The 20,154-nt window shown below is 65.3% G+C and carries 21 protein-coding genes and 1 pseudogene; 5 read left to right on the forward strand and 17 right to left on the reverse strand.

The features are described from left to right. Positions 1–35: 35 nt before the first annotated feature. From JJ685_RS08235 to JJ685_RS08270, 8 genes are read right to left on the reverse strand one after another with little or no spacing between them, the layout of a single operon-like run. Complete coding sequence (locus JJ685_RS08235; RefSeq protein ID WP_201673780.1) at positions 36–731, reverse strand: type IV secretion system protein; 696 nt, start codon at positions 729–731, stop codon at positions 36–38. Between the two features lie 26 nt (positions 732–757). Beyond that, positions 758–1,858, reverse strand: coding sequence for a type IV secretion system protein (locus tag JJ685_RS08240; RefSeq protein WP_201673781.1), 1,101 nt, complete (start codon positions 1,856–1,858; stop codon positions 758–760). 14 nt (positions 1,859–1,872) lie between these two features. Continuing rightward, on the reverse strand, positions 1,873–2,280 hold the full coding sequence (locus tag JJ685_RS08245; RefSeq protein WP_201673782.1) for a hypothetical protein: 408 nt from the start codon (positions 2,278–2,280) through the stop codon (positions 1,873–1,875). Further along, on the reverse strand, positions 2,277–4,772 hold the full coding sequence (locus JJ685_RS08250) for a VirB4 family type IV secretion/conjugal transfer ATPase (protein ID WP_201673783.1): 2,496 nt from the start codon (positions 4,770–4,772) through the stop codon (positions 2,277–2,279). The genes JJ685_RS08245 and JJ685_RS08250 overlap by 4 nt, the downstream gene beginning before the upstream one ends. Further along, on the reverse strand, positions 4,756–5,088 hold the full coding sequence (locus tag JJ685_RS08255; RefSeq protein ID WP_201673784.1) for a type IV secretion system protein VirB3: 333 nt from the start codon (positions 5,086–5,088) through the stop codon (positions 4,756–4,758). The genes JJ685_RS08250 and JJ685_RS08255 overlap by 17 nt, the downstream gene beginning before the upstream one ends. 16 nt (positions 5,089–5,104) lie before the next feature. Then, entirely contained in the window at positions 5,105–5,395 is a 291-nt protein-coding gene (locus tag JJ685_RS08260) for a TrbC/VirB2 family protein (RefSeq protein WP_201673785.1), read from the reverse strand. After that, positions 5,392–5,901: a lytic transglycosylase domain-containing protein gene (locus tag JJ685_RS08265; RefSeq protein WP_201673786.1), complete on the reverse strand. Its 510-nt coding sequence runs from the start codon at positions 5,899–5,901 to the stop codon at positions 5,392–5,394. Before JJ685_RS08265 ends, JJ685_RS08260 begins: the two co-directional genes overlap by 4 nt. 11 nt (positions 5,902–5,912) lie before the next feature. Then, on the reverse strand, positions 5,913–6,476 hold the full coding sequence (locus JJ685_RS08270; protein WP_236598843.1) for a hypothetical protein: 564 nt from the start codon (positions 6,474–6,476) through the stop codon (positions 5,913–5,915). Positions 6,477–6,673: 197 nt separating this feature from the next. Here JJ685_RS08270 and JJ685_RS08275 point away from each other — a divergent pair, with 197 nt between their 5' ends. Beyond that, positions 6,674–7,759 carry a rhodanese-like domain-containing protein gene (locus tag JJ685_RS08275; protein ID WP_201673787.1) on the forward strand — a complete coding sequence of 362 codons (1,086 nt, stop codon included), beginning with the start codon at positions 6,674–6,676 and terminating at the stop codon, positions 7,757–7,759. Positions 7,760–7,861: 102 nt separating this feature from the next. Here JJ685_RS08275 and JJ685_RS08280 read toward each other — a convergent pair whose 3' ends face one another. Next, positions 7,862–8,824 carry a helix-turn-helix transcriptional regulator gene (locus JJ685_RS08280; protein ID WP_201673788.1) on the reverse strand — a complete coding sequence of 321 codons (963 nt, stop codon included), beginning with the start codon at positions 8,822–8,824 and terminating at the stop codon, positions 7,862–7,864. A 1,012-nt stretch (positions 8,825–9,836) separates the two neighbouring features. Here JJ685_RS08280 and JJ685_RS08285 point away from each other — a divergent pair. Continuing rightward, positions 9,837–10,136, forward strand: a complete 300-nt coding sequence (locus tag JJ685_RS08285) for a hypothetical protein (RefSeq protein ID WP_201673789.1) — start codon at positions 9,837–9,839, stop codon at positions 10,134–10,136. Here JJ685_RS08285 and JJ685_RS08290 read toward each other — a convergent pair. The 3 genes from JJ685_RS08290 to JJ685_RS08300 all read right to left on the reverse strand — a co-directional run bounded on the left by JJ685_RS08290 (position 10,130) and on the right by JJ685_RS08300 (position 11,578). Continuing rightward, positions 10,130–10,360 carry an AlpA family phage regulatory protein gene (locus JJ685_RS08290; protein ID WP_201673790.1) on the reverse strand — a complete coding sequence of 77 codons (231 nt, stop codon included), beginning with the start codon at positions 10,358–10,360 and terminating at the stop codon, positions 10,130–10,132. The two genes, JJ685_RS08285 and JJ685_RS08290, sit on opposite strands and share 7 nt — an antisense overlap. 430 nt (positions 10,361–10,790) lie before the next feature. Then, entirely contained in the window at positions 10,791–11,288 is a 498-nt protein-coding gene (locus tag JJ685_RS08295) for a GNAT family N-acetyltransferase (RefSeq protein ID WP_201673791.1), read from the reverse strand. Then, entirely contained in the window at positions 11,285–11,578 is a 294-nt protein-coding gene (locus JJ685_RS08300) for a type II toxin-antitoxin system TacA family antitoxin (RefSeq protein WP_201673792.1), read from the reverse strand. The genes JJ685_RS08295 and JJ685_RS08300 overlap by 4 nt, the downstream gene beginning before the upstream one ends. A 554-nt stretch (positions 11,579–12,132) precedes the next feature. Here JJ685_RS08300 and JJ685_RS30380 point away from each other — a divergent pair. The 3 genes and pseudogenes from JJ685_RS30380 to JJ685_RS08315 all read left to right on the forward strand — a co-directional run bounded on the left by JJ685_RS30380 (position 12,133) and on the right by JJ685_RS08315 (position 16,729). Then, positions 12,133–12,282 (forward strand): hypothetical protein, encoded by a 150-nt coding sequence (locus JJ685_RS30380; protein WP_201673793.1) that lies wholly within the window; start codon positions 12,133–12,135, stop codon positions 12,280–12,282. A gap of 85 nt (positions 12,283–12,367) precedes the next feature. After that, positions 12,368–12,511 (forward strand): annotated as a pseudogene (locus JJ685_RS08310) (helix-turn-helix domain-containing protein); the annotation flags it as partial. Between the two features lie 141 nt (positions 12,512–12,652). Beyond that, the gene (locus tag JJ685_RS08315; protein WP_201673794.1) at positions 12,653–16,729 is read left to right on the forward strand and encodes a chemotaxis protein CheB; all 4,077 of its coding nucleotides are present in this window, start codon (positions 12,653–12,655) and stop codon (positions 16,727–16,729) included. 76 nt (positions 16,730–16,805) lie between these two features. Here the strand turns inward: JJ685_RS08315 and JJ685_RS08320 are convergent, their stop codons facing one another. The 5 genes from JJ685_RS08320 to JJ685_RS08340 form a co-directional block, all read right to left on the reverse strand. Continuing rightward, the gene (locus JJ685_RS08320; protein ID WP_201673795.1) at positions 16,806–17,039 is read right to left on the reverse strand and encodes a hypothetical protein; all 234 of its coding nucleotides are present in this window, start codon (positions 17,037–17,039) and stop codon (positions 16,806–16,808) included. Between the two features lie 117 nt (positions 17,040–17,156). Further along, a complete protein-coding gene (locus tag JJ685_RS08325; RefSeq protein WP_201673796.1) occupies positions 17,157–17,348 on the reverse strand; it encodes a hypothetical protein in 192 nt (63 codons plus the stop codon). Between the two features lie 182 nt (positions 17,349–17,530). Then, on the reverse strand, positions 17,531–18,628 hold the full coding sequence (locus tag JJ685_RS08330; protein ID WP_201673797.1) for a fatty acid desaturase: 1,098 nt from the start codon (positions 18,626–18,628) through the stop codon (positions 17,531–17,533). Positions 18,629–18,630: 2 nt separating this feature from the next. Continuing rightward, on the reverse strand, positions 18,631–19,398 hold the full coding sequence (locus tag JJ685_RS08335; RefSeq protein WP_201673798.1) for an autoinducer binding domain-containing protein: 768 nt from the start codon (positions 19,396–19,398) through the stop codon (positions 18,631–18,633). Beyond that, positions 19,388–19,597: a hypothetical protein gene (locus tag JJ685_RS08340; RefSeq protein ID WP_201673799.1), complete on the reverse strand. Its 210-nt coding sequence runs from the start codon at positions 19,595–19,597 to the stop codon at positions 19,388–19,390. The genes JJ685_RS08335 and JJ685_RS08340 overlap by 11 nt, the downstream gene beginning before the upstream one ends. Between the last annotated feature and the right edge of the window lie 557 nt (positions 19,598–20,154).

Genomic DNA, 20,154 nt, shown 5'->3' on the forward strand with positions numbered 1-20,154 from the left:
ATCTTCGTTGGGTACAGGACGCAGCGGTTCAGAGTTCACGGGAGGTAGTCGGCCACCTTCCCCGTGCGGACAAGCATCTGGTACTGGCGCTCCCGCTCGCGCGACCGGGCGATGCGCTCCTCGCTGTCGGCCATGCCCCGCAGCATTTGCACCTGGGACATCTCGTGCGCCAGTAGCGCGTTCTCGGCGCCGATGCGGGCCTGGATCTCCTGCACCGCTTTCTGGTCGCTCGTCGCGTTGATCTGGCCCATCAGCGACTGAATCTGCGACAAGCGACCCGCGGCCGATTTCATCGCGTCCTGCAGCAGGCCTTTCTGCTGGTACGGTTGCGCGAGCGAAGCTTGGCAGCTGGTGCGAGCGTCACCGGCCAGGTCCATGCAGTTGTAGACCATCCCCGCGTCGCGCAGCGCCTTGGCCGTTTCATTCAGGCCGGAGTAGCCCGAGGTGTTGACGGCGTTGAGGTAGGTGTACGCCTCGGCCGGCACGTAGTTCGTCAGCCGCGGGTTGTTGAAGACGTTGCCGAGGTTTCGGATTCCATTGATGCTGTTGAGCTGATTCTGCAGCTGGCTGATCTGCTGGATCTGGTTGTTGATCTTCGTGATGTCGTTGACAACCTGCTGGACCGTCTGGACCAGGTTGGCGACATCGATGACCGGGATGCCCTGGGCGCGGGCGCTGCCGGCGCCGAAGGCGATGAGTACAGCGGCGGCGACCTTGAGACGTGCGAGCATAGCGACGCTCCTGTGCTGGTTGACGATCACGCCCGCCCGCGCAGCGCGGCGAGTTTGTAGGCGGCCGTTCGCACCGCGCCGTAACCCTGGCGAACTGCGGCGCCGGCACCGGCGGCCATGGTTCCTGCGGTTCGGCCAGTGGCGGCAGCGGCGGCGCCTGTGACGTGGCCCGCCACATACGGCAGGCCAGCACCGGCCCGGACGACACCGCCGGCTGCACCTGCGGCACCGGCACCCCTGGCGGCGGAGGCCGAACGCAGGCCCGAGACCATCATGGCGTTCTGAATCATCTGGATGCCTTGTTGGATTGCGGCACCGCCGGTGAGCGCAGAGGCGAGGCTCGGGGCCTGGAAGCAGATGATGGCCATGAGGATCATGACGACGCAGTACTTCAGGGATTCACCGACGACGTTGAAAGTCGGGCCGAGGAAACCGCCCTGCGACTGAATGACCTGAACCATGGCCTGTCCCATGTAGATGCTCAGGCCCAGTGCGAAGAATGCGAACCATGTCAGCACCACGGAGTTGAGAACCATCGACAACCAGCTGTCGAAGAAGCGCGCGGTGGGCCGCCACGCCAAGCAGAGAACGAACAGCGGGCCAACAGCAATCACGAAGGTTAGGAACACCTTGGCGAGCGTGACCACGAAGAGCGCAATACACAGGAAGATGACATTGCCAAAGGCCGTGACCACCGCGGCGAAGACCAAGTCCAGCCGCATGATCCCGGCGTCCTTGAGAAGATCGAGAACCAGAAGGCTGGCCTGGTCGTTGAACGCATCGAGAAGCGCATACGGCGATGTCACCGTCATCGGATCGGTCGCGGCCGGCAGGAACGTTGTTGCTACGCCAGTGGCAAGCGCATTGGCGCTGTCTGCCACATTACTGATATAGAAGCCTGACTGAAGGGAGAAGGCCAAGACGAGTCCAATCTTGAAGACCTTCCACATGAACACTGGGAGGGTCTCCGACACCTCATTGCGCAGGACAGCCCACCCGTAGAGAGTGACCCAGATCGTCATACAGGCCAGCGCGATCGGAGCAATCGCTGCCATCAGCGACGACACAACGCCGAGAACATATGTGCTGAGAACAGTGTTGAACTGATTGCCGACCCAGGTGAACATGACGCAGGCTCCCGCTACTGCACTGCCGGAATTGGCAAGCTCTTGATGCTCACGCATCCCTTCCCGAGATCGGGGTACCGGCAGTGCTTCCACTCCGATCCGGTCTTCACCACCCATACGCGAGACCGCTTCTCTGAACCGTAAGTTGACGCCCGGCACGTCGTCGGTCTCGCGAAGACCTCGGTGCACTCCATCAGGCCCTCAGGCGTCTCGACCATCTTCCAACCACCCCCCGAGCAGCCGGGCGTGGCTGCGGGACAAGGCTTCGCGAGAAGTGCCCCGGCGGTCGGCGGCGTCTCCACCTTCTTTGTTCCATCTGGCATCACCTTGACGGCCTCGTTGCCCTTGACGAACTGGGCGCTGGCGGTGGTCGCAGCGAGCGCAAGCGCGACCAGCACGGGGAGATGACGAACGGCCTTCATGCGGCCCTCCTTGAGGTACGAAGCCTGCGATCGTGGACCTCACGAAGGAGAACGGGAAGCCATTGAAACGGATCGTTGCCATGCCGTTCGCGCACGACATCAAGCAGAGCGACGTTGTCGGTGGTGGCCGAGAGCACGGTGATGAAGTCCTCGAGGCCCACGAGGTCCAACTCGCAAATGGCGCTCGCGTGGCCTTGCTTCACCAGGAAGCGGCGGCCGCCTTGTGCGCCGAAGCTGCGCACGATCTCGAACTCGGCCTGACTGAGCCCGAATCCGTCGACGTATTCCTCGCGCACCGCCTCCGGATTGGCCAGGAAGATTTTGGTAACGCTCTGCTCGATCATCGTGCGGCCGATGGGGTGACTCAGTACGTCGGACGGGCTCTGCGTGTCGAAGATGCCCAGGCCGTTCTGCTTTCGGATCGTCTTCTGCTTTTGCTTGGCGAAGTCGCTGAAGATCTCGTGGTCCAGCGCCTTCCAGAATTCGGAGATCACGTAGATCAGCCGCTCGCCGTTGACGAGTTCTTCCATGACCTGCAGCAGGTACATCATCACCGGCGTGCGCACCTCGGGCAGTTCGAGGAACTCGGTGGTGTCGAAGCCGATGACCGAGGCCGCCTGCAAATCGAGCAGGCGGTCGTCGGCCTGGTCGAAGACCCAGCCCAACGCGCCGCCTTGGCACCAGCGGCCCAGACGCTCGAAGAGGCTGTTCTCGCCGGACTTCGGCAGGTTCTGCCGCACGGTGGAGAAGCGCCGCAGCGAGGCGGGCATCATGGCCACGGCCTTGACCGCATCGGCGATGGCGCGCTCGTCGGCCGGCAGCAGTGGCAGCGCCGGCGTGGCGACGCAGGTGCGAATCAACTGCTCCCAGAACTGGATGCGGGCCGGGGTTGCCTCCCGCTGCAGCGGGTTGCAGCCCGTGGGCTTGCCGGCTTCGAGGGTGAAGTAGCGGCCACCGAGCGCACGGATGGCGATCTCGCAGCCGCGATCCAGGTCGAAGAGCACGAGGCGCGGCGCCGGATCCCACTTGCGCGTGAGCGTCAGCAGGAACATCTCCAACGTCGTCTTGCCGACCCCCGTCGAGCCGATGATCAGCGTATTGCCCGGAAGCTTCTTGTCGACCGAGTCTTCGGCTTCGGGGCTGCTGTGTAGGTTCAGGTAGAAGGGCTGGCCCGAGGGTGTGCACAGCAGGGCCAGCGCCTCGCCCCAGGGATTGCCGTCTCGCTTGCCCCGGGCGAAGTTGTGTCCGCTGGACAGCGCCGCGAAGGCGCGGGAGCTGAGCTTGGACTCCCGGGGCCGCCACTGCCAGTTGCCCGGCATCTGCGCGAACCAGGCAGCATCGGCCACCAGGTCGACCGGCGACATTTGCAGGCTGGAGGCCTCGCCAACTGCACCAATGGCCTGGGCCGCCCGGCGGCCGGCATCGGCCACGCTGTCTTCACCCTGTGCGCCGAACACGACCAGGCTGTAGTGGTACTCGCCCATGCAGAACTGGCCATCGCCGAGTTCGTTCAGTGCAACGTCCATCTCGACGACCTGGCTGGCCACCACGTCGTCGCTGGCGATCAACTGGTCGCGCTGAAGTTCGAGTGCGCGCATGGCTTCGCGGCGCGGAAGGATGGAAAAGCTCTGGGTTTCGATGAACTCGCTGGCCTCGTAGAGCAACGCGTTGAGAATGCCGGGTTCGACCGCGTCGGCGTATTCCTTGATGTCAACCAGAGCCGCGTAGCGGCGCTGATCGCCCTGGCGCAGTTCGAGCTTGTCGCCGCCGAAGGACAGGCGGGTCGTCGGAAGCGTGCGGTACAGGGGCCCCGCCGTCATCGGGATCGGCCGCCAGCAGCCGTTGACCAGGTAGCCAAGGAATTCGGCCACTTCGGAGTACATTCGCCCGCGAAGTTCCCGCGTGCCCAGCACTTGGGGGCCGAAGCCGCGCAGCACCCGGCCGACCAGTGCGGTGCGTTCTTCCATGATCCGCAGGGCTTCGGCTTGCGCTTCGGCGATGGCGGCGTGCGTGCGCTGCGTCGATTGCAGCGCACGACCCACGCGGGAAACGGTGGGCCGGTAGACCAGCGTGAGGTACAGCTCGGTGCTCATCATCCGACGCTCGCCAATCCTGGCCTGGTAGGCGCGGGACAGGTCGCGCGCGAAGCCGGGCTCCGCGGGGTCTTGCAGCTTGTCGCTGACGACCCGGTGCAGGCGGTGCGTCCACACTGCCCACTGGCCGCCGGCGAGGTTGCGCAGCAGGCTGCACAGGGCCTCGTGCCGCTCGCCGATCTGATGCTCGTCGGCGCATTCGAAGGCCACGCCCTCGAGCCGCCAGACGCGCAGGTAGTCGCCACCGCGCGTGATCACGTCGTGTGGGCTGACCAGTGAGGAGAACGGGATGAAGCAGGCCAGCGCGTTCTCGGCCTGGGCTTGGGCCCAATGCCGTGGGCGAAAAATGCCCCGGCCATGCCTCGTGTCGGCGCCGTTGGCATTAAATATGCCAAGCATCGCGGGCTCCCCGGTAGAGGGTGGGTGCGTAGCTGCGCGCGTGCCAGAAGCGGCGGTTGCGGTCGTGCAGGCGCAACTTCAGGGCGACGAACATCTGACGGAAGCGCTGGTCGTCCTTGGCGGTCACGAAGCGCATCCACAGCAGCGCCGGCACGAAGGCCACCACGACGCCGAGGGCGATCCACCCGCTCACCAGGATGCCGCCCCACAGGATCAACAGCATGCCGGTGCCGAACAGCACCACCAGCGGCACGAGCGGGACGCCCAGCTTCATGGCCGGGCGCGTGGCGCCCTTGTAGATGGCTTCGCCTTGCATGTTGCCTCCGGCTGCGTCAGGTGACGATGTAGCTGGCGAAGGCGGCGGCGCCGCCGATCAGCGTGCCGCCGATCAGCACGTTCGCCACGTCGGCCAGACGGGCGCCCTGGAAGATCATCTTGAAGCCGGCCCAGATGATGGCGATCGTGACCACTGCGATCGAGATAGTCACCAGGATGGCGTTGACGTTGGTGACCGTGGTGTTGATCTTGTCGAAGCCCTGGGCCTGCGCCGCTTGCGACACCATGGCCGGCATCAGGGCTGCCAGTGCCAGCGCTGCGCGGCGGATCGATGCGAGGCGTCTCATACCTTTTCCTTCGGATGGACAGCGGGAACAGGGCGCGCAGCGATGCCCGCGGCGGCCACGACCTTGCGCACGTAGCCGTGGCGGAAGCCGGTGGCGAAGTTTCCGCTGTAGTAGCAGGACAGGGCCTGTCGCAGTGCTGCCTGATCGACTGGAGGGGTCGTGATTGGTGCGCGTGCCCGGTGGAAGCAATCGGCCAGCACGATCTGCATCGCTGCGAGGTTGGTGCAGGGCTCGAAGGCCGTTTCAAGCGTCAACCCCAGGCGCTCGAAGTTGCTGACGTTGATCTGCCCGAGGCCGACGCTGAAGTTCCAGCCGGCGGCTTGCAGGGCGCGAGCCGTGGCCAAGGCTTCTGCCGCATGTCGCGGCTGCCGCACCAGTGCGCCGCCCACCACCCCTATGGCCCAAGGGTTGAAGGCGCTCTCGACGCTGACGAGAGCGCGCGTGGTGTCGGGGTGCACCTGGGGTGCACAGGCCAATGCCAACGCGAGTAAAACAGAGGTATCCATGGTCCGATGCCTCAGTAGCCGGACTCGGTCGGCGAGGCCGGCGGCGGCAGCGCGGAAAGCCATGCGGCGTAGTCCTCGTCGAAGCGCGTATCCCAGGTGCCAAGCTGTGCCTTCGCGGCAGGACTGAACTCGGTGACCGTGTCACCAGCAATCTTCCACCAGGTGCGGGCGAAGGGCGCGCCGTTGACCGAGACGGAGACCGCGCCGGTGTATTCGCAGGAGTAGATCGGCCCGCTCTCGCCGTCGAAGACCCGCGTGTACTGGGGCGGGCAGTAGCTGGAGGCGCTGGCCCAGGCGTGGCTGGCGGAGTTTCCGCCGCCGGTCATGCTGCAAGTCGGGAACGGCTTGCCGCGCGCCAGGTCGCGCAGCACCTGCGTGATCGGCGGCACGCACTGCGGGATGGCGCGCCAGTTTGGGGCGGCAAAGCAAAGCAGCACCTGGCAGCCATCCACCGCGCGGGCTGGCGCGCTGGCAGCGAGGAGCGCGGCAAGGGCCAGCAAGATGGCGGCGTACCGCGCCAGGATGCCCTGCTTGGCAGAGGGGCGGGGCCGGTCTAGAGTGGCGTTTTCCTTCATGGCGGGACCTGAGGTAGAGGCAACCGAGGGCTTCGTGTCAGGGGGCACCACCGCGCCCCGTGTTGAAACTCTAGGTTCATCACCCACCACTTCACGCGATGACTTCGGGCCGAGAATCATCAGCTCGCGCACGCAAGCCGAGCGGGCCTCCGCGGATCGAATCCATTGGCGGGGTTTTCCATCCACATGCGATCGAGGTGCAGGACTTCTCGCACTACGCACTTGTCATCGACGTGCGAACACGGGAGGAATACGAGGACGACCACATCCCGGATGCCGTGCAGTTCTCGCCAGCCGTCGTGAACCAGGGGCCCTTGGTGCCCGGGGTGATCGACGATCGATCCCGAGCGCTGGTGGCGCAGGACAGCGCGTCAGACGGTGAGTTGCCGGCCGCGCTCGCGGATTTGGTCTCACCTTTGAAGTTCGACAAGGCCATTCTGGTCTACTGCGGTCGCGGCGGACTCGACAGCCTGCCCGTGGCCCGAGCACTTCGCTGGCGCGGCTGGACCGTCGATGTTCTCCCAGGAGGATGGATCAACTATCGCCGCTGGGTGGAGGCGGGCATGGAGGTCCTGCCAAGGATGATGGCCTTCCGTGTGATCGCCACATCACTGGGGGGCGAAACGGACCGCGTCCTGAACGCGCTGGCGACTGTTGGCCATCAGGTGCTCAACGTCGAAGCGCTGATGGTTCGCCGCCGCGGTTCGATCGCATTTCATTTCGCGCAGCAGCCCTCGCAGGCGTGGTTCGAGAGTCAGCTGCTGCAGCGCCTTCGCAGCTTTGACCCGCGCAAGCCCATCTGGGTGGGTGATGTCGACTCCCAAGTCGGCGATCTGCGGCTGCCAGGATCGATGGCCGTTGCTCTGGGCGCTGCGCCTACGGCTACGCTGGAAGTGCCGCTCGCGGAGCGCGTTGAGCGGTGGCTCGAAGACGAGTCTGCCTGGGCTTCACCGTTCGCTGCGATCGACGCGATTGCCGCGTTGGAGTCGCCGCCGGATGGTCGCGTGCTTGCGCGTTGGAAGGAGCTGGTCCTCCGAGGACGTGCCGGCCTGGTCGCCAGCGTATTGACGGACCACCTCGACCGACGCCATGCCGCCCGCCTCGTGCAGCGCTTGGCCAAGCCGAATGGCCTCGCGCCACTGGTAGCCGACTCGCTCAGGCCGGAACGACTGGCGCTTGCGGTGCGGGCCTGGCACCCGATTTCGGGTGCCAGGCCGACTTCGCAGCAATGCGACGAAATATCGTCGTCTGTCCCGGGAAGACGGCCAGGGTCCGTCCCCTGATGATGCCCTCGGTCGCGACACCGCCTGACGACATCGCGAGCGAGCTTGGTCGGATGTTGACAGTCGCCGTGTCCAGGCGACTCAGGACTTCGAACGTGTGCACTAGCCAATTAGCAGGCCGCACTCGATGGCGAGCCGCGCAGCCAGTCGACGGTTAGGAACGCCCAGCTTCATGTTCATGCGCTGGAATCGGGAGTTGATTGAGCTCTTGCTGACGTGTAGCTCTGCCGCGATGCGCTTGCTGCTGTGGCCCTGGCGCTCGTGGCGCAGCAATTCCAGTTCGGCCGGCGTGATGCGGGCCTTGACGATCAGCTCACGCCGAATTCTGGCCAGCCACCAGTCGTGCAATTCGGCCGCAAGCAGCCGGGCACCCAGCCTGAAGCGTCCGAATCCCTCGTCCTCGAAGAATCCCGGTGTGGCGGAGCCCAGGCACAGCAGGCTGATCCGCGAGTGGCCTGCGCCGGAGTGCGCTGGCACCAGGGCGGCGGATGCAAAGCCGTTGTGCATGGCCAGCGCGATGACCCGCTGGCCCTCGGGGTCCGGGACCGGTAGCGAACTGGCCGGAATCGGCTCCGAGTTGTGGGCTGCATAGGCCAACCATGGGTCGTGGAAGAAGAAGCCGGCATCGAGGTAGCGCTGGCACCAGCCTGGACCGCAGACCAGCATAAAGCGGCAGGCGGACAGGTCGGCGTTGTCTCGAATGAAACTCACGAAGACGGCGCTTTCCGCCCCGAGCGCGCTGACGCCTTCTCTCAGTAGTGCGAGGGCCGTGGCTTGGTCCTTCGCTTCGGCGATGCGTTCAGCCACGCCCGCGATCCGTGCGGCGTAGTCGCTTGCCGCCACGATGTCCGGCAACGCCGGACGCTCAGGCGTTGCCGGCGCTATCGCAAGGGGCGACGCTTTGCCAGAGATCATCGGCGTCGCGCTTGAGGTTGATGTGGAGTAGCGGGTGCTCAAACCGGATGGGGTCGTTGTCGCACCATTGCTTGAAGTGCTCGGCGTCTGCGAACTGAACGGCCTGCTGCGTTCGCAGCCCGCACCGGGGAATATCTTCTCGTTCGACATAGAGACCTCCCGAAACCCGTTGTAGGAAGAACAGGACCAATCCCCTTCGGCCTTCGGCGCTCAGGGTTCGAGCGCCGGTAGGCACTGCCCCGTTTGTCGCCGTCCCCATGGAGTCTCCCGGCGCGACACGCCGTGGCAGGCCAGGGCGTTTCACGCGGTTCACGGGATGGTCCTCGCTTGGATAGGCCCAGGCGAGCGTCTATTCGTCGCGTGACGACGTTCATCCAACAAATCCGGCGCCTTCGATGCCGCAGCGGCTGCGGCTGGCGCCTCGTGGGAACGGCGCATACCTGCTCAAAGCGTTGAAAGGGACTGCACGATCCGCTCGGACAAGCGGCTTGTGGTGGCCCGCAGTGCACGGGCTTCTACACAGGGTGTAGAAGTACCCAAGTGATGTTGCACTGTCCATCGCGACGTCAATGAATTTAGTAAGCGTTCGTATGTAGCCTCGGGGCGCAAACTTCGTAAGGGCACGTCATCTCGTGCGTGTCCATCCTGGCCTCGGCTGTGATGTCGAGTGGCCCCGCGTTCAGCGGCCGCTCGGTGTGCGAACCGTAGCACCGCGCGCGCCTTCGCAAGGGCCTTTCGCGGCATAGACCGGTGCCTTCCCGCCTGCAGCGGGCACCTCCCGGCTATTCCACGGTGCCCTTGCGCCCGCGCTTGTTCGCGGCGCGGTCGGTGTCGCACGGCGACCGACGAATGCGGGGCAGAAGCCCGCTTGACAGCACACCCAGCGCCGAGGGATCAACAGCCGAATCCGGCTCCCTCGGAAAACAGGGCAGGTGGTTTTCGGACCTAAATGGTAGTCGAGGTTCTTATGCAGGGCGTGATTCAAGGCAACGATTGGGGAGGACGGCGCTTACCAAACGTTGCCGTGTCGTTCATAACTTAGTCCTTTCCATTAGCAAGATGTTCCGCCGTGATCCGTTGTCGAGGAATGATAGCGGGGTGTAATCAAACTATGGAGCGTGGGCGCAGTGAACCCACTCACGCGATCCTGATCGGAGGAGCTATGTGGTTGCTGGTTGCTCGCGAACCCCGGCCGGACGCGCCTGACTGGCCCGGCCGGCGAATGCTCGCGGCCGTCGATGCGGTCATGTGGCCGGTGATGTGGGTGCTGTTGATCCGCCACGCGCCGCAGCCAGTGGGCTTGATCGGGCCGTTCGGCACGGCCATCGCGGTGCTGTTGGGCGTGGGGCGCTTGCATCGCGCTCTGTGGTTGAACCACCGTTACTGGTTCACGACCTGGCGCTGGGGAAAGGTGCTGGCGTCGATCTTGTTGATCGGTGCGATCTTGAAGCTGTCTCAGTGAGAAACCGTGGGGCGCCCAGCGCTCCACTGTTCGAGATCGATTCGACGCCACGCGATAGCCCGTTTGGCGAGGCGTACGGGCGATGGGAACTTGTCCTCGGCCATCAAGCGGTAGATCGTGGAGCGGCCGAGTCCGGTCATGCGCACGACCGCGGCCATGCGGACGAACACCGCCGGCTGAGCGTCCACCATGGGCGGCCTGGTCGCGGTCTGCATCTGGCTCATCGGGCGGCTCCTGCGCTGCGTCTGAGGAATACTCTAGGCGCTGCAAGTGCGCCTGGCGGCGATGACTTTCCGCTAAAAAGTGTCGGGCGGTTGGCTCAGTGCCCGTCCTGCCAATCAGGAAACAAGGAGGTGCTCATCGTAGGGATCTCGCAGGTGCCGAGGGTGCCGTGCGGCGAGGGCAAGTTTCTGGTGTCGACTGGCCTGCGGTGATCTTGGTGAGGGTGCAGGCAGGCGCTGTGATCGGAGCCCGCGAATTCGCCGCCTGAGGCCTGCGCAGGGGGCCGCTGCTTGACTACGGGATGGTCACCTCGTGGCGGCCAGTGGGCGCACCAGACATTGGCCAGTGGGCGCTGGCGGATGTCGGCAGGGATCGAGTCCCAGCGTCGGCCCGTCAGCGGGGTGAAGTCGGGGAGGGATGCGATGCCATGATTCAGCGTACCCAGCGACGGGCGTCCTTGAGGAGCAGCAGCAACTGCTGCTCTCGCAACGGCGAGGCGATGAAGCCGAAGCGGGTGTAGAACTTCGTCGCCTCCGTGTCGATGGGGTGGGTCAGCATCGCCCGGATGCCAGCCTGCTCGGCAATCAGCATCGTGCGGCGGATCGCCTCCTGCAGCAGGCCGAAGCCGATGCCCCGTCCCTGATCTTTCGTGTCCACCGCCAGGCGCGCCAGGATCACCACCGGCACGGGGTACTGGCCCATCCCCTTGCGCACGCGCTCGGGAGCATCCAGGGTGTCGACTTGGCCTACGGTCAGGCTGAAGTAGCCGGCCACGCGATCGTCATCGGCTACCACGAAGGTCTTGGCCGAGCCACTGCCTTGGGCCTGCCGGGCGTGGCGCAGCAGCCAGTCATTCAGCGCGGGCTTGCCGCAGTCGAAACCTTCCAGCCGATGTTGCGCCCCCAGCGACTCCGGCCCCCGCAGGCTCACTTCGCATCCCAGGGCGCTTTGCGGCTGAACAGGTCGCGCAAGCCGTCGTTGGGCTGCTCGGGCCGTTCCAGCAGGTCCATCAAAGCCTGGTACTGGCTGCCAGAGGCCATGAACAGACGCTGATCCAGCAGGGTTTGCTCAGCGGCCAAGCAGGCGCTGTCCAGGATGAAGTCGGTCAGCGACTTGTGCGCGACCTCGGCGGCGCGGCGCAGTACGACTTCCTGTTCAGGCGTCGCGCGCAGGCCCAGCCGGGCGGACCGGGTGGTGGGGGAAGAGGCAGTAGCGACCATGGTGCAGTGTTAGATCAATTGCCGCAATGTTAGTACAAACGACGAACGTTGTCTAGGTGGACGGCGGCGGTCTGGTTGCTGCACTTGGCGTCGCAGTGTCGCAGTTCCCAGGGCCTGCTCTTCGACATCGAGGCGCGCACCAATCAATTCCGAGTGGTTTAGTCAGTTGTTCTGTTGCTCGCCGGGGACCCGGACGGCCACCCAACTTTCCCCACCCATGGTCACCTCAAACTCCTCCACCTGAATTGATCGGGAGAGGGTTGTAAGCCGGCGCCGCCGGCTCCCTTTGGACAGGCCGTGAACTGACCTCCCGAGCGCGCGGAGGTCGCGGAGTTGAACGTCTTGAAGCCAAACCACCATCCAGACGCTGCTGGTGCTGGGCAAGGGCCAGCGAGAGATCGCCCGGGTCACCGGGATCGACCGCAAGACCATCCTCGGGTATCAGCGCAGGTTCGCGCCGGCAAATTCCCCCGGGGTGGGCCACCGGCTCGCTGCCAGCGAGCGCTGCCTCGGCGGCCGAGCAAACTCCCCCACCCCGGCCACCGGCCCACACGTTGGCGTGCGAGCCCGGGCGCGGGTTCGTCGAGGAGCAGCTGAACCTCAAGCGCAACGCCATGGCGATCTACCAGGACCTGGTGGACGTGCACGGCTTCACCACGGCTACAACATGTGTCGGCGCCGAACGAAAACTGAGCCACTTCTGAGGGTCGTGCCGACCGAAAACTGAGCCAGGTGTTTCACCTACCCTGCTGCCTTTTTGTGCAGCCGGGTTTGAGGAGTGTGATCACCATGGACATGGTTGGAAGAATCCGGCGCCTGCACAGCCGGGGCAAGAAGTCGGCGCGCGAGATTGCGCGCATCACGGGGCTGTCGCGCAACACGGTAGCCAAGTGGCTGCAGGGGCCGGTCGAGGTGGCGCCGATCCACCATCGCACCACCGATCGGGTGCGCGCGCACATCCTGTTGTGCATGCTCTCCTACTACGTGGAGTGGCACCTGCGCGGTAAGCGGACGGCAATCTCATCTTGAGTCGCCCGCGCTAAGCGGCAATGATCCTGCCCATGGAGGAAATGGATGGACACGATGGATAACGACGTATTTCCCATCGTCGGGATCGGCGCGTCCGCGGGTGGGCTGGAGGCGTTCATGCAACTGCTGCAGGCGCTGCCCGCGCACACGGGGATGGCCTTCGTGCTCGTGCAGCATCTGGACCCCCGGTACGACAGCAGGCTCGCCGACCTGTTGGCCAAGGCGACCGCCATGCCGGTGCTGGAGGCGGCGCAAGGCCTCGCCGTCCAACCCGATCATGTGTACGTCATCGCGCCCGATACCACGCTCACGCTGGCTGCCGGTGGCGTCCTTCAGACCGAGCCGCGCGGCGACCAGCCGGGCCCTCATCTCCCCATCGACCGATTCTTCAGGTCGCTGGCCGCCATTCGCGCGAGCGCCGCCATCGGCGTCGTGCTCTCCGGCACCGGCACCGACGGCAGCATGGGGCTGGAAGAGATCAAGGCCGCCGGCGGTGTGGCGTTCGCACAGGACGAGGCCTCGGCCAAGTTCGCCGGGATGCCGCTGGCCGCGGCGCATACCGGAAGTGTCGACCTGGTGTTGCCGCCCGCGCGCATCGCGGCCGAGCTGGCGCGCGTCGGCCAGCATCCTTACCTCGTGACAGCCGCGGATCAACGGCCCGACGACGATGCGCAGGGCAATGACCGCGACGGCGGCTTCAGGGCAGTCCTCGCGCTGCTGCGCGAGGCCACGGGGGTCGACTTCGCGGCCTATCGGGACACCACGATCAAGCGCCGCATCACGCGGCGTCTGATGCTGCACGGGGATGACAGCCTGGGCGCCTACGCGCAGCGCCTGCGAGCCGACCGCGCCGAGCTCGACGCCCTGTACCAGGACATCCTGATCAACGTGACGCAGTTCTTCCGGGAACCGGAACTCTTCGAAGCGCTGAAGGAGCGCGTCTTTCCCGCCATCCTGGCCGCCAAGCAGGGCGCGGCGCCGATCCGCATCTGGGTGCCGGGCTGCTCCGCAGGACAGGAGGCGTATTCGCTGGCCATGGCTCTGTTCGAGTTCCTGGACGACAAGCCGGCGCATCCGCCGATCCAGATCTTTGCCACCGATCTGTCGGAAACCGTCTCGTTGCAAAAGGCACGCAACGGCTTGTACCCCGACAGCATCGAGGCCGAGGTCTCGCCCGAGCGGCTGCGCCGCTTCTTCCTGCGCGAGAACAGCCACTACCGCGTGAACAAGGCTTTGCGGGAGATCGTCGTGTTCGCGCGGCAGAACGTGGCGGCCGACCCTCCGTTCTCCCATGTCGATCTGGTGAGCTGCCGCAATCTGCTCATCTACCTGAGCCCGGCGCTGCAGAAGCGCGTGATCCCTACGTTCCACTATGCGCTGAACCCGGGCGGCTTCATGGTGCTCGGCGCGTCGGAGACGATAGGCGCCCACACCGATCTGTTCACCGTGGTCGACCAGCCGCATCGCGTGTATTTGCGCAAGTCCACCGGCCCGGGGCGACCCTACCCGCACTTTCGCGCCGAGGATCATCAGGCGGGCATCGCGGGCCGGCGCGACGCGATCGCCGCACGCGTCCAGCCGGCTGACTGGCAGCGCGAGGCCGACCGGGTGGCCGCGGGCCTGTATGTCCCGCCGGGCGTGCTAATCGACGACAACTTCGACATCCTCCAGTTCCGCGGCCAGACCGGCTCGTTCCTGTCGCCCGCAGCGGGGGAGCCGAGCAACAATCTGCTGAAGATGGCGCGCGAGGGGCTGTTGCTGGCCGCACGGAGCGCCGTGGCGGAGTGTCAGCGCAGTGGTGTCGCCGTGCGCCAGGCCGACGTCCGCATCCGCGGCGACGGCGTGGATCGGGAGATCGATCTCCATGTGATGCCCATCAAGCTGCCGATGGCCGGCGAGCGCTGCTACCTGGTGCTGTTCGAGGAAAAGTTGCGTCGGGTCACGCCCAGCGAACCGGCGCAGGGGGCGCCGCGGGATGAAGCCGGCGACGCCGCCGACGCCCACCACCTGCGGCAGGAACTGGCATCGACCCGCGAGTACCTGCAGTCGCTGATCGAGCAGCAGGACGCAGCCAACGAGGAACTCAAATCGGCCAACGAGGAGGTCCTGTCCAGCAACGAGGAGCTGCAAAGCACCAACGAGGAGCTGGAAACGGCCAAGGAGGAGCTCCAGTCGATCAACGAGGAGCTCACCACCGTCAACGAGCAGTTGCAGCATCGCAATTCCGAGCTGGGCCGCCTGAACGACGACATGAGCAATCTCGTCACCTGCAGCGGCATGTTGACGGTGGTGCTGGGCGTCGACTCGCGCATCCGCCGCTTCACGCCGGCGGCAGGAAAGCTGTTCGGGCTCCTGGCCGGCGACATCGGCCGCCCGCTCGGCCAGCTGAAGACGGCGCTCGAGCCGCTCGACATGGACGCGCTTGTCGCCGAGGTGGTGGCCAGTGTGCAGCCGCAGGAGCGGGAGATCCACGGCCCCGACGACCGCACCTACCAGCTGCGCATCCACCCCTACCGGACGACGGACAACCGGATCGACGGCGTCGTCTTGGTGCTGTTCGACATCGAGGACCTGAGACGGGCGCAGGCGAGCATGCGCGGCGAGCGCGACTATGCCGAGGCAATCGTCGAGACGGTCAGCCAGCCGTTGCTGGTGCTCGATTCGCACCTTCGGGTGCGATCGGCCAACGGTGCGTTCTACACGACGTTCGGCGTGACCCCACGGGACACCGAGGGCCAGCTGGTGTACGAGCTGGGCAACCACCAGTGGGACATCGCCGTGCTGCGCGAGCAACTGGCGCAGGTGCTGAAGGACAGCAGCGTGGTTGTGGACCTGGAGGTGCGTCACGACTTCGAAACGATCGGATTGAAGGTGATGCAGGTGAAGGCGCGCCGGATCGTCCATGAAGGCTCGGACACCGACCTGATCCTGCTCGCCATCGAAGATCGCACCGAAATCGAACGCCTCGGCGAGCAGGTGCGGCAGCATCTGACCGAGCTCATCGAGCGGGACCGCGGCAAGACCGCCTTTCTTTCACTGCTGGCGCACGAGTTGCGCAACCCGCTGGCGCCGATCCGCAACGCGCAGAACGTGCTTGGGCAAGCCGGCATTTCCGAGGAGACGGCGCGCCATATGCGCGACGTGATCGAGCGCCAGGTGCAACAGCTCACGCGCCTGGTCGACGACCTGCTGGACATCGCCCGCATCAACCAGGGGCGGGTCGAAGTGCGCAGGTCCCGCATCGATCTGGGCCAACTGCTGGCTGCGGCGATCGAGGAGGCCCGCCCGTCCTGCGAGGCGAGGACCATCGAGCTGATCACCACGCTGCCGCGGGAGCCGGTGGCGATGGACGCCGATGCAGCGAGGATGACCCAGGTGGTCAGCAACCTGCTGAACAACGCCACCAAGTTCACGGACCCCGGCGGCCGCATCGCGCTGAGCCTGGAACGCGCAGGCGACGAAGCCATCGTGCGCGTGGCAGACAACGGCATCGGCATCCCGTCCAACCAGCTGGCGCGGGTATTCGACATGTTCACGCAGGTGGACCCATCGCTCGAGCGCTCGCGCACCGGGCTCGGTCTGGGCTTGACGCTGGTCAAGCAGCTGGTCGAGGCGCATGGTGGCACCGTGACGGTTGCTAGCGATGGCCCTGGCCTGGGCAGCGAGGTCGTTCTGCACCTGCCCTTGCCGCGGAATGCGGTCCCGATCGAAGAGCCCGACGCGGCGCCGGCACCCGGTGCGGCGGCGACGGCGTCGCGCCGGGTGCTGATCGTCGAGGACAACGATGATGGTGCTCAATCGCTGGCGACGCTGCTCGGATTGCATGGCCACGACGCGCGAACCGCGCCAGACGGTCCCACGGCACTAGCATTGGCGGCATCCTGGCGGCCGGAGGTGGTGCTGCTGGACATCGGCCTGCCGGGCATGAGCGGCTACGAAGTGGCGCGACGCCTCGGCCAGCAACCCTGGCGTCGCGACATGCGGCTGATCGCCCTCAGCGGCTGGGGGCAAGGCGACCATCCGGAGCTGGCGGCGCAAGCCGGCTTCGATGCCCGCCTGGTCAAGCCCGCGGATATCCAGGCGTTGGTCGGCATGGTGAGTGCGCCGCCACCCCCAAAATGAAAAAACCCGGAAAGCCGTTGAACGTCAACGACTTGCCGGGTCTCGGTGTGGGTCGGCGCGTTTCGAATCTCTCGATTCACACGCCCACCATGGCTCGGATGCCCCGATTCTCAAAGACCGGTCCCGAGCGAGCCGGCGTTCCATGCACGGCTGCATCCACCATGACCCTCCCCAAGTCGTCCGCGCGAATCACCTGATTGGGAAACAGCATCCGAAACGCGGGGTAGACGGCGCGCAGGAGGCGGTAGCTGGGGTTCGGCTCTTTCCGCGGTTCCACCGGATAGATGTATGCCGGCCGGAAGATGTACACGCGAGGGAATCCTGCCGCGAGGAGTGCCCCCTCGGCCTCGCCCTTGTAACGCGCATAAGGGATGCGGCTCCTTCGGTGCCGTCGATAGCGCTGGCACCATGAAGGGCCAGGTCCTTTTCATCCCAAGTCGCATATCCACTCCTGCACGTGCCACGCGTTGCCGGTACGTTCTGCGCCCACGAAGCGCAAGCGGTTCGCACTGAGTTCGACAAGCTTCGCGTCGTAGAGGCTCGGCCACTTCTTGTCGGCCCCGATCAACTGCAGCACCGCGACGCGTCGGTTCCGGTTCGTGCGGTAGGTGAGGTGCAAGTCTCCCGTTGCTCCCTCCCGCGGACCGCAGCTGGCGATGAATTCGCCCGTCACTCGCTCAAGAATCACCCGCGCTCGCATACTGTATAGAATAACAGCATATCACCGGCGCCCGCCCTCGCCAAAAGCAATTGGCCCCTCGGCCGACCATCTGCGCCACACGCGTGAGGTCGGCCAAGCCTTCACTGGCGAGGCACGAGTCGGGGCTCGTAGTTGGCCGGCAGGCACACCAGCCGCCAGCGAACCGGCTCGACCTGGGCGAGGGGATCGCGCTTCCAGTTCTCCAGCGCCGGGATCATCAGCCAGCGCCAGAGGGGAGGAACGAACGACGCGAGCAACAGAACGACGTAGCCCGCCGGAAGTCGCGGCGAGCCGGGGTGGGGTGCCAACCGGTAGTACGGCACGGAGGAGTTTTGGTGATGCGCATGATGGAGCGCGAGGTGCAGCATCAGCCAGACCTGGAACTGGCATCGGTCCTCCCACGCGTAGCGCCTTTCATCCGCATCGTCGACGCTGTCCACCCCTAGGCCCCAGTGCTGTAGGTAGGTGACGGCCTGTACGCCGAAATGAACGCCCGCGGCAACGCAGAGAATCAGGGCAAGTCCTGCGAAGCCGGCTGCCAGCGCAAAAGCGAGTACGGTCCCGAGGGTCGCGGCAATTGCTTCGATCAAGCCCCCGTGGACCGCCGAACGCCGTCCACGAGCGGCCAGGATCGCGTTGTATTCGATCGCTGAACGGACGATCCGTACGCTGCGACGTGCCGCGAAGCTCCAGACGGACTCGGTCCTGCGAGGCCACTCCGCGAGATGGACGTTGCCGGACGTGGCGTGATGGGAAAGATGCTCGTGGGCGAGCAGCGGATAGCCGGCGGCCCCGGCGAGCAACCATCCGAGACGCCGCCGCCGTGGGCTTCCGTGGATCAGTTCATGCGCAACCACGACCGCGAAGAACAGGCAGGTCCACAGGCTGAGGCCGAGCCCGATCCAACCGGCGACTCCCGCCGGCGGGTGCCGGTAGAGTTCAACGGCCACACCTGCCAAGAGAAAGGGAAATGCCATGGCATAGAGGGTCGGCAGGCGATCGAGCAAGGTCGCCGTTCGCTCGCCCCACTCGGGCAACTCCGAAGAAGCATTGCCGAGAACCAGGCGAAGCAAGGGGCCAGCGCCAAAGACGACCGCTGCAGCCAAGTACGGGATCCCAAGCGACAACCCGGCAAATAGCAATGCGAAGGGAAGGAAAACGGCGAGGTAGCCCAGTGCGTTGACCAAAGGATGTGTCATGTTCAAATCAGCCCGTACTTGGCCGCCAGATGGGTGGAGACATTGCGATGCGGCGAACCCAGCTTTGCATTGAGCCGCTGCCAGCGCGAATTGATCGAGGCGGCGCTCAAGTTGAGTTCCCTGGCGATCTGCTTGGTGCCGCTGCCATTCAGTTCGAGGTGCAGAAGGAGCAGATCCGTTTCCGTGAGCCCGAGCGTGCTGATCATTTGGTTGCGCTCGTGGCGGCTCCACCAGTCGTGGAACTCCAGGGCCAAGCTGCGGGCGAGGACCGTGAACACGCCAGGTGCATCCGTTTCGAAGTAATCCGGCCGCGGCGATCCCAGGGCCAGCATTCCGACGCGCGCGCCAGTCGGCGAGGCCGCCGGAGCGATGCAGACCGAAACCATCCCGAACTTCCGGGCGAGCGCTTGCACCTTCTGCTGCTGCGGCGTATGGAGGGGGATGCGCGACGCAAACGTGACTTCCGAATTGATCGAGCAATACAGAAGCCAGGGATCTGATGCATACCAAGCACTGGCTTGGTATTCGAGGCACCAGCGCGGATCGGCGGCAAGCATGAAGCGGTAGCTTTCATGAGCGTCTCCACCGCGGAGGTAGCTGACGAACACTGCTTGCTCGACGCCCATTTCCGCTTTCGCGGCGTACAGAAGTTCGAGCGCGTCCATCGGGCAGCCCGCCCCAGCGATCTGGGCGGCCAGGTCGAGCACACGGCTGGCGAAGTTCCGCTCGGACACGATCTCGCTGAGGATATGTACCGCTTCAGAGGACAAGCGATTTCTCCACCACGCGTCGCAACTCCGAGAAGACCAGCGGATACGTGAACCGCAGGTCGTCGGCGTCGCAAACGCCCCTGAATGAGTCGACGTCGTCGAATCGCATAATGTGCGACAGGCGACCTATGCCTCCCAGCGCCTGGACGCGTTCCACATAGACGTTGCGGGTCACCGACCGAATGACGAACTGCAGCACGCCATCGTCGCTCCTTACGGTCTGCCCCCCGTCACATTCGCACGGAAGCATCCGACGCCAGTGCTGTGGCCGACGACCGCAGCACATGCCCACATGCGTTGCACCAAAGCGCTTCCAGGGCGGGAACGGACGGCCGCTCCCGCCAGCTAAACACACTTTCCTCGACACATGCGTCGCAGCATGCCAGGAGATAGAAGAACTTCCCTTTGCAGGAATCGCAATTCGTCCAATCCACTCTGTCGCGGGCCATGGTTTCGAAGGCGTCTTCCTTCGAACCGGAGCAATAGGGGCAAGACACTGAAAGAACTTCCATGTCGTCTTTCCTTCCTGGGCGGCGCGGCCCTCGCCCGGTCTATATCAGCTTCAGGCAGTTCCGGCAATCCGTTGACCGACGCTACTTGGCCTGTGCGCTCCAAGGGCGCCGAATTCCTTCGAAAATTCAGCGCCCGCGGTCAGCGCACCGCCGTTTGCTTAAGCGGTTGGCTAGGATGGAGTTAAGCAAGCGCGCACGGAACCGCATGCAGTACGCGTGCGTATCGCATTCCCGCCGAGCCGAC

Origin of the sequence: Ramlibacter monticola, from assembly GCF_016722785.1 — a bacterium.
In the GTDB taxonomy this organism is placed as follows: domain Bacteria; phylum Pseudomonadota; class Gammaproteobacteria; order Burkholderiales; family Burkholderiaceae_C; genus Ramlibacter; species Ramlibacter monticola.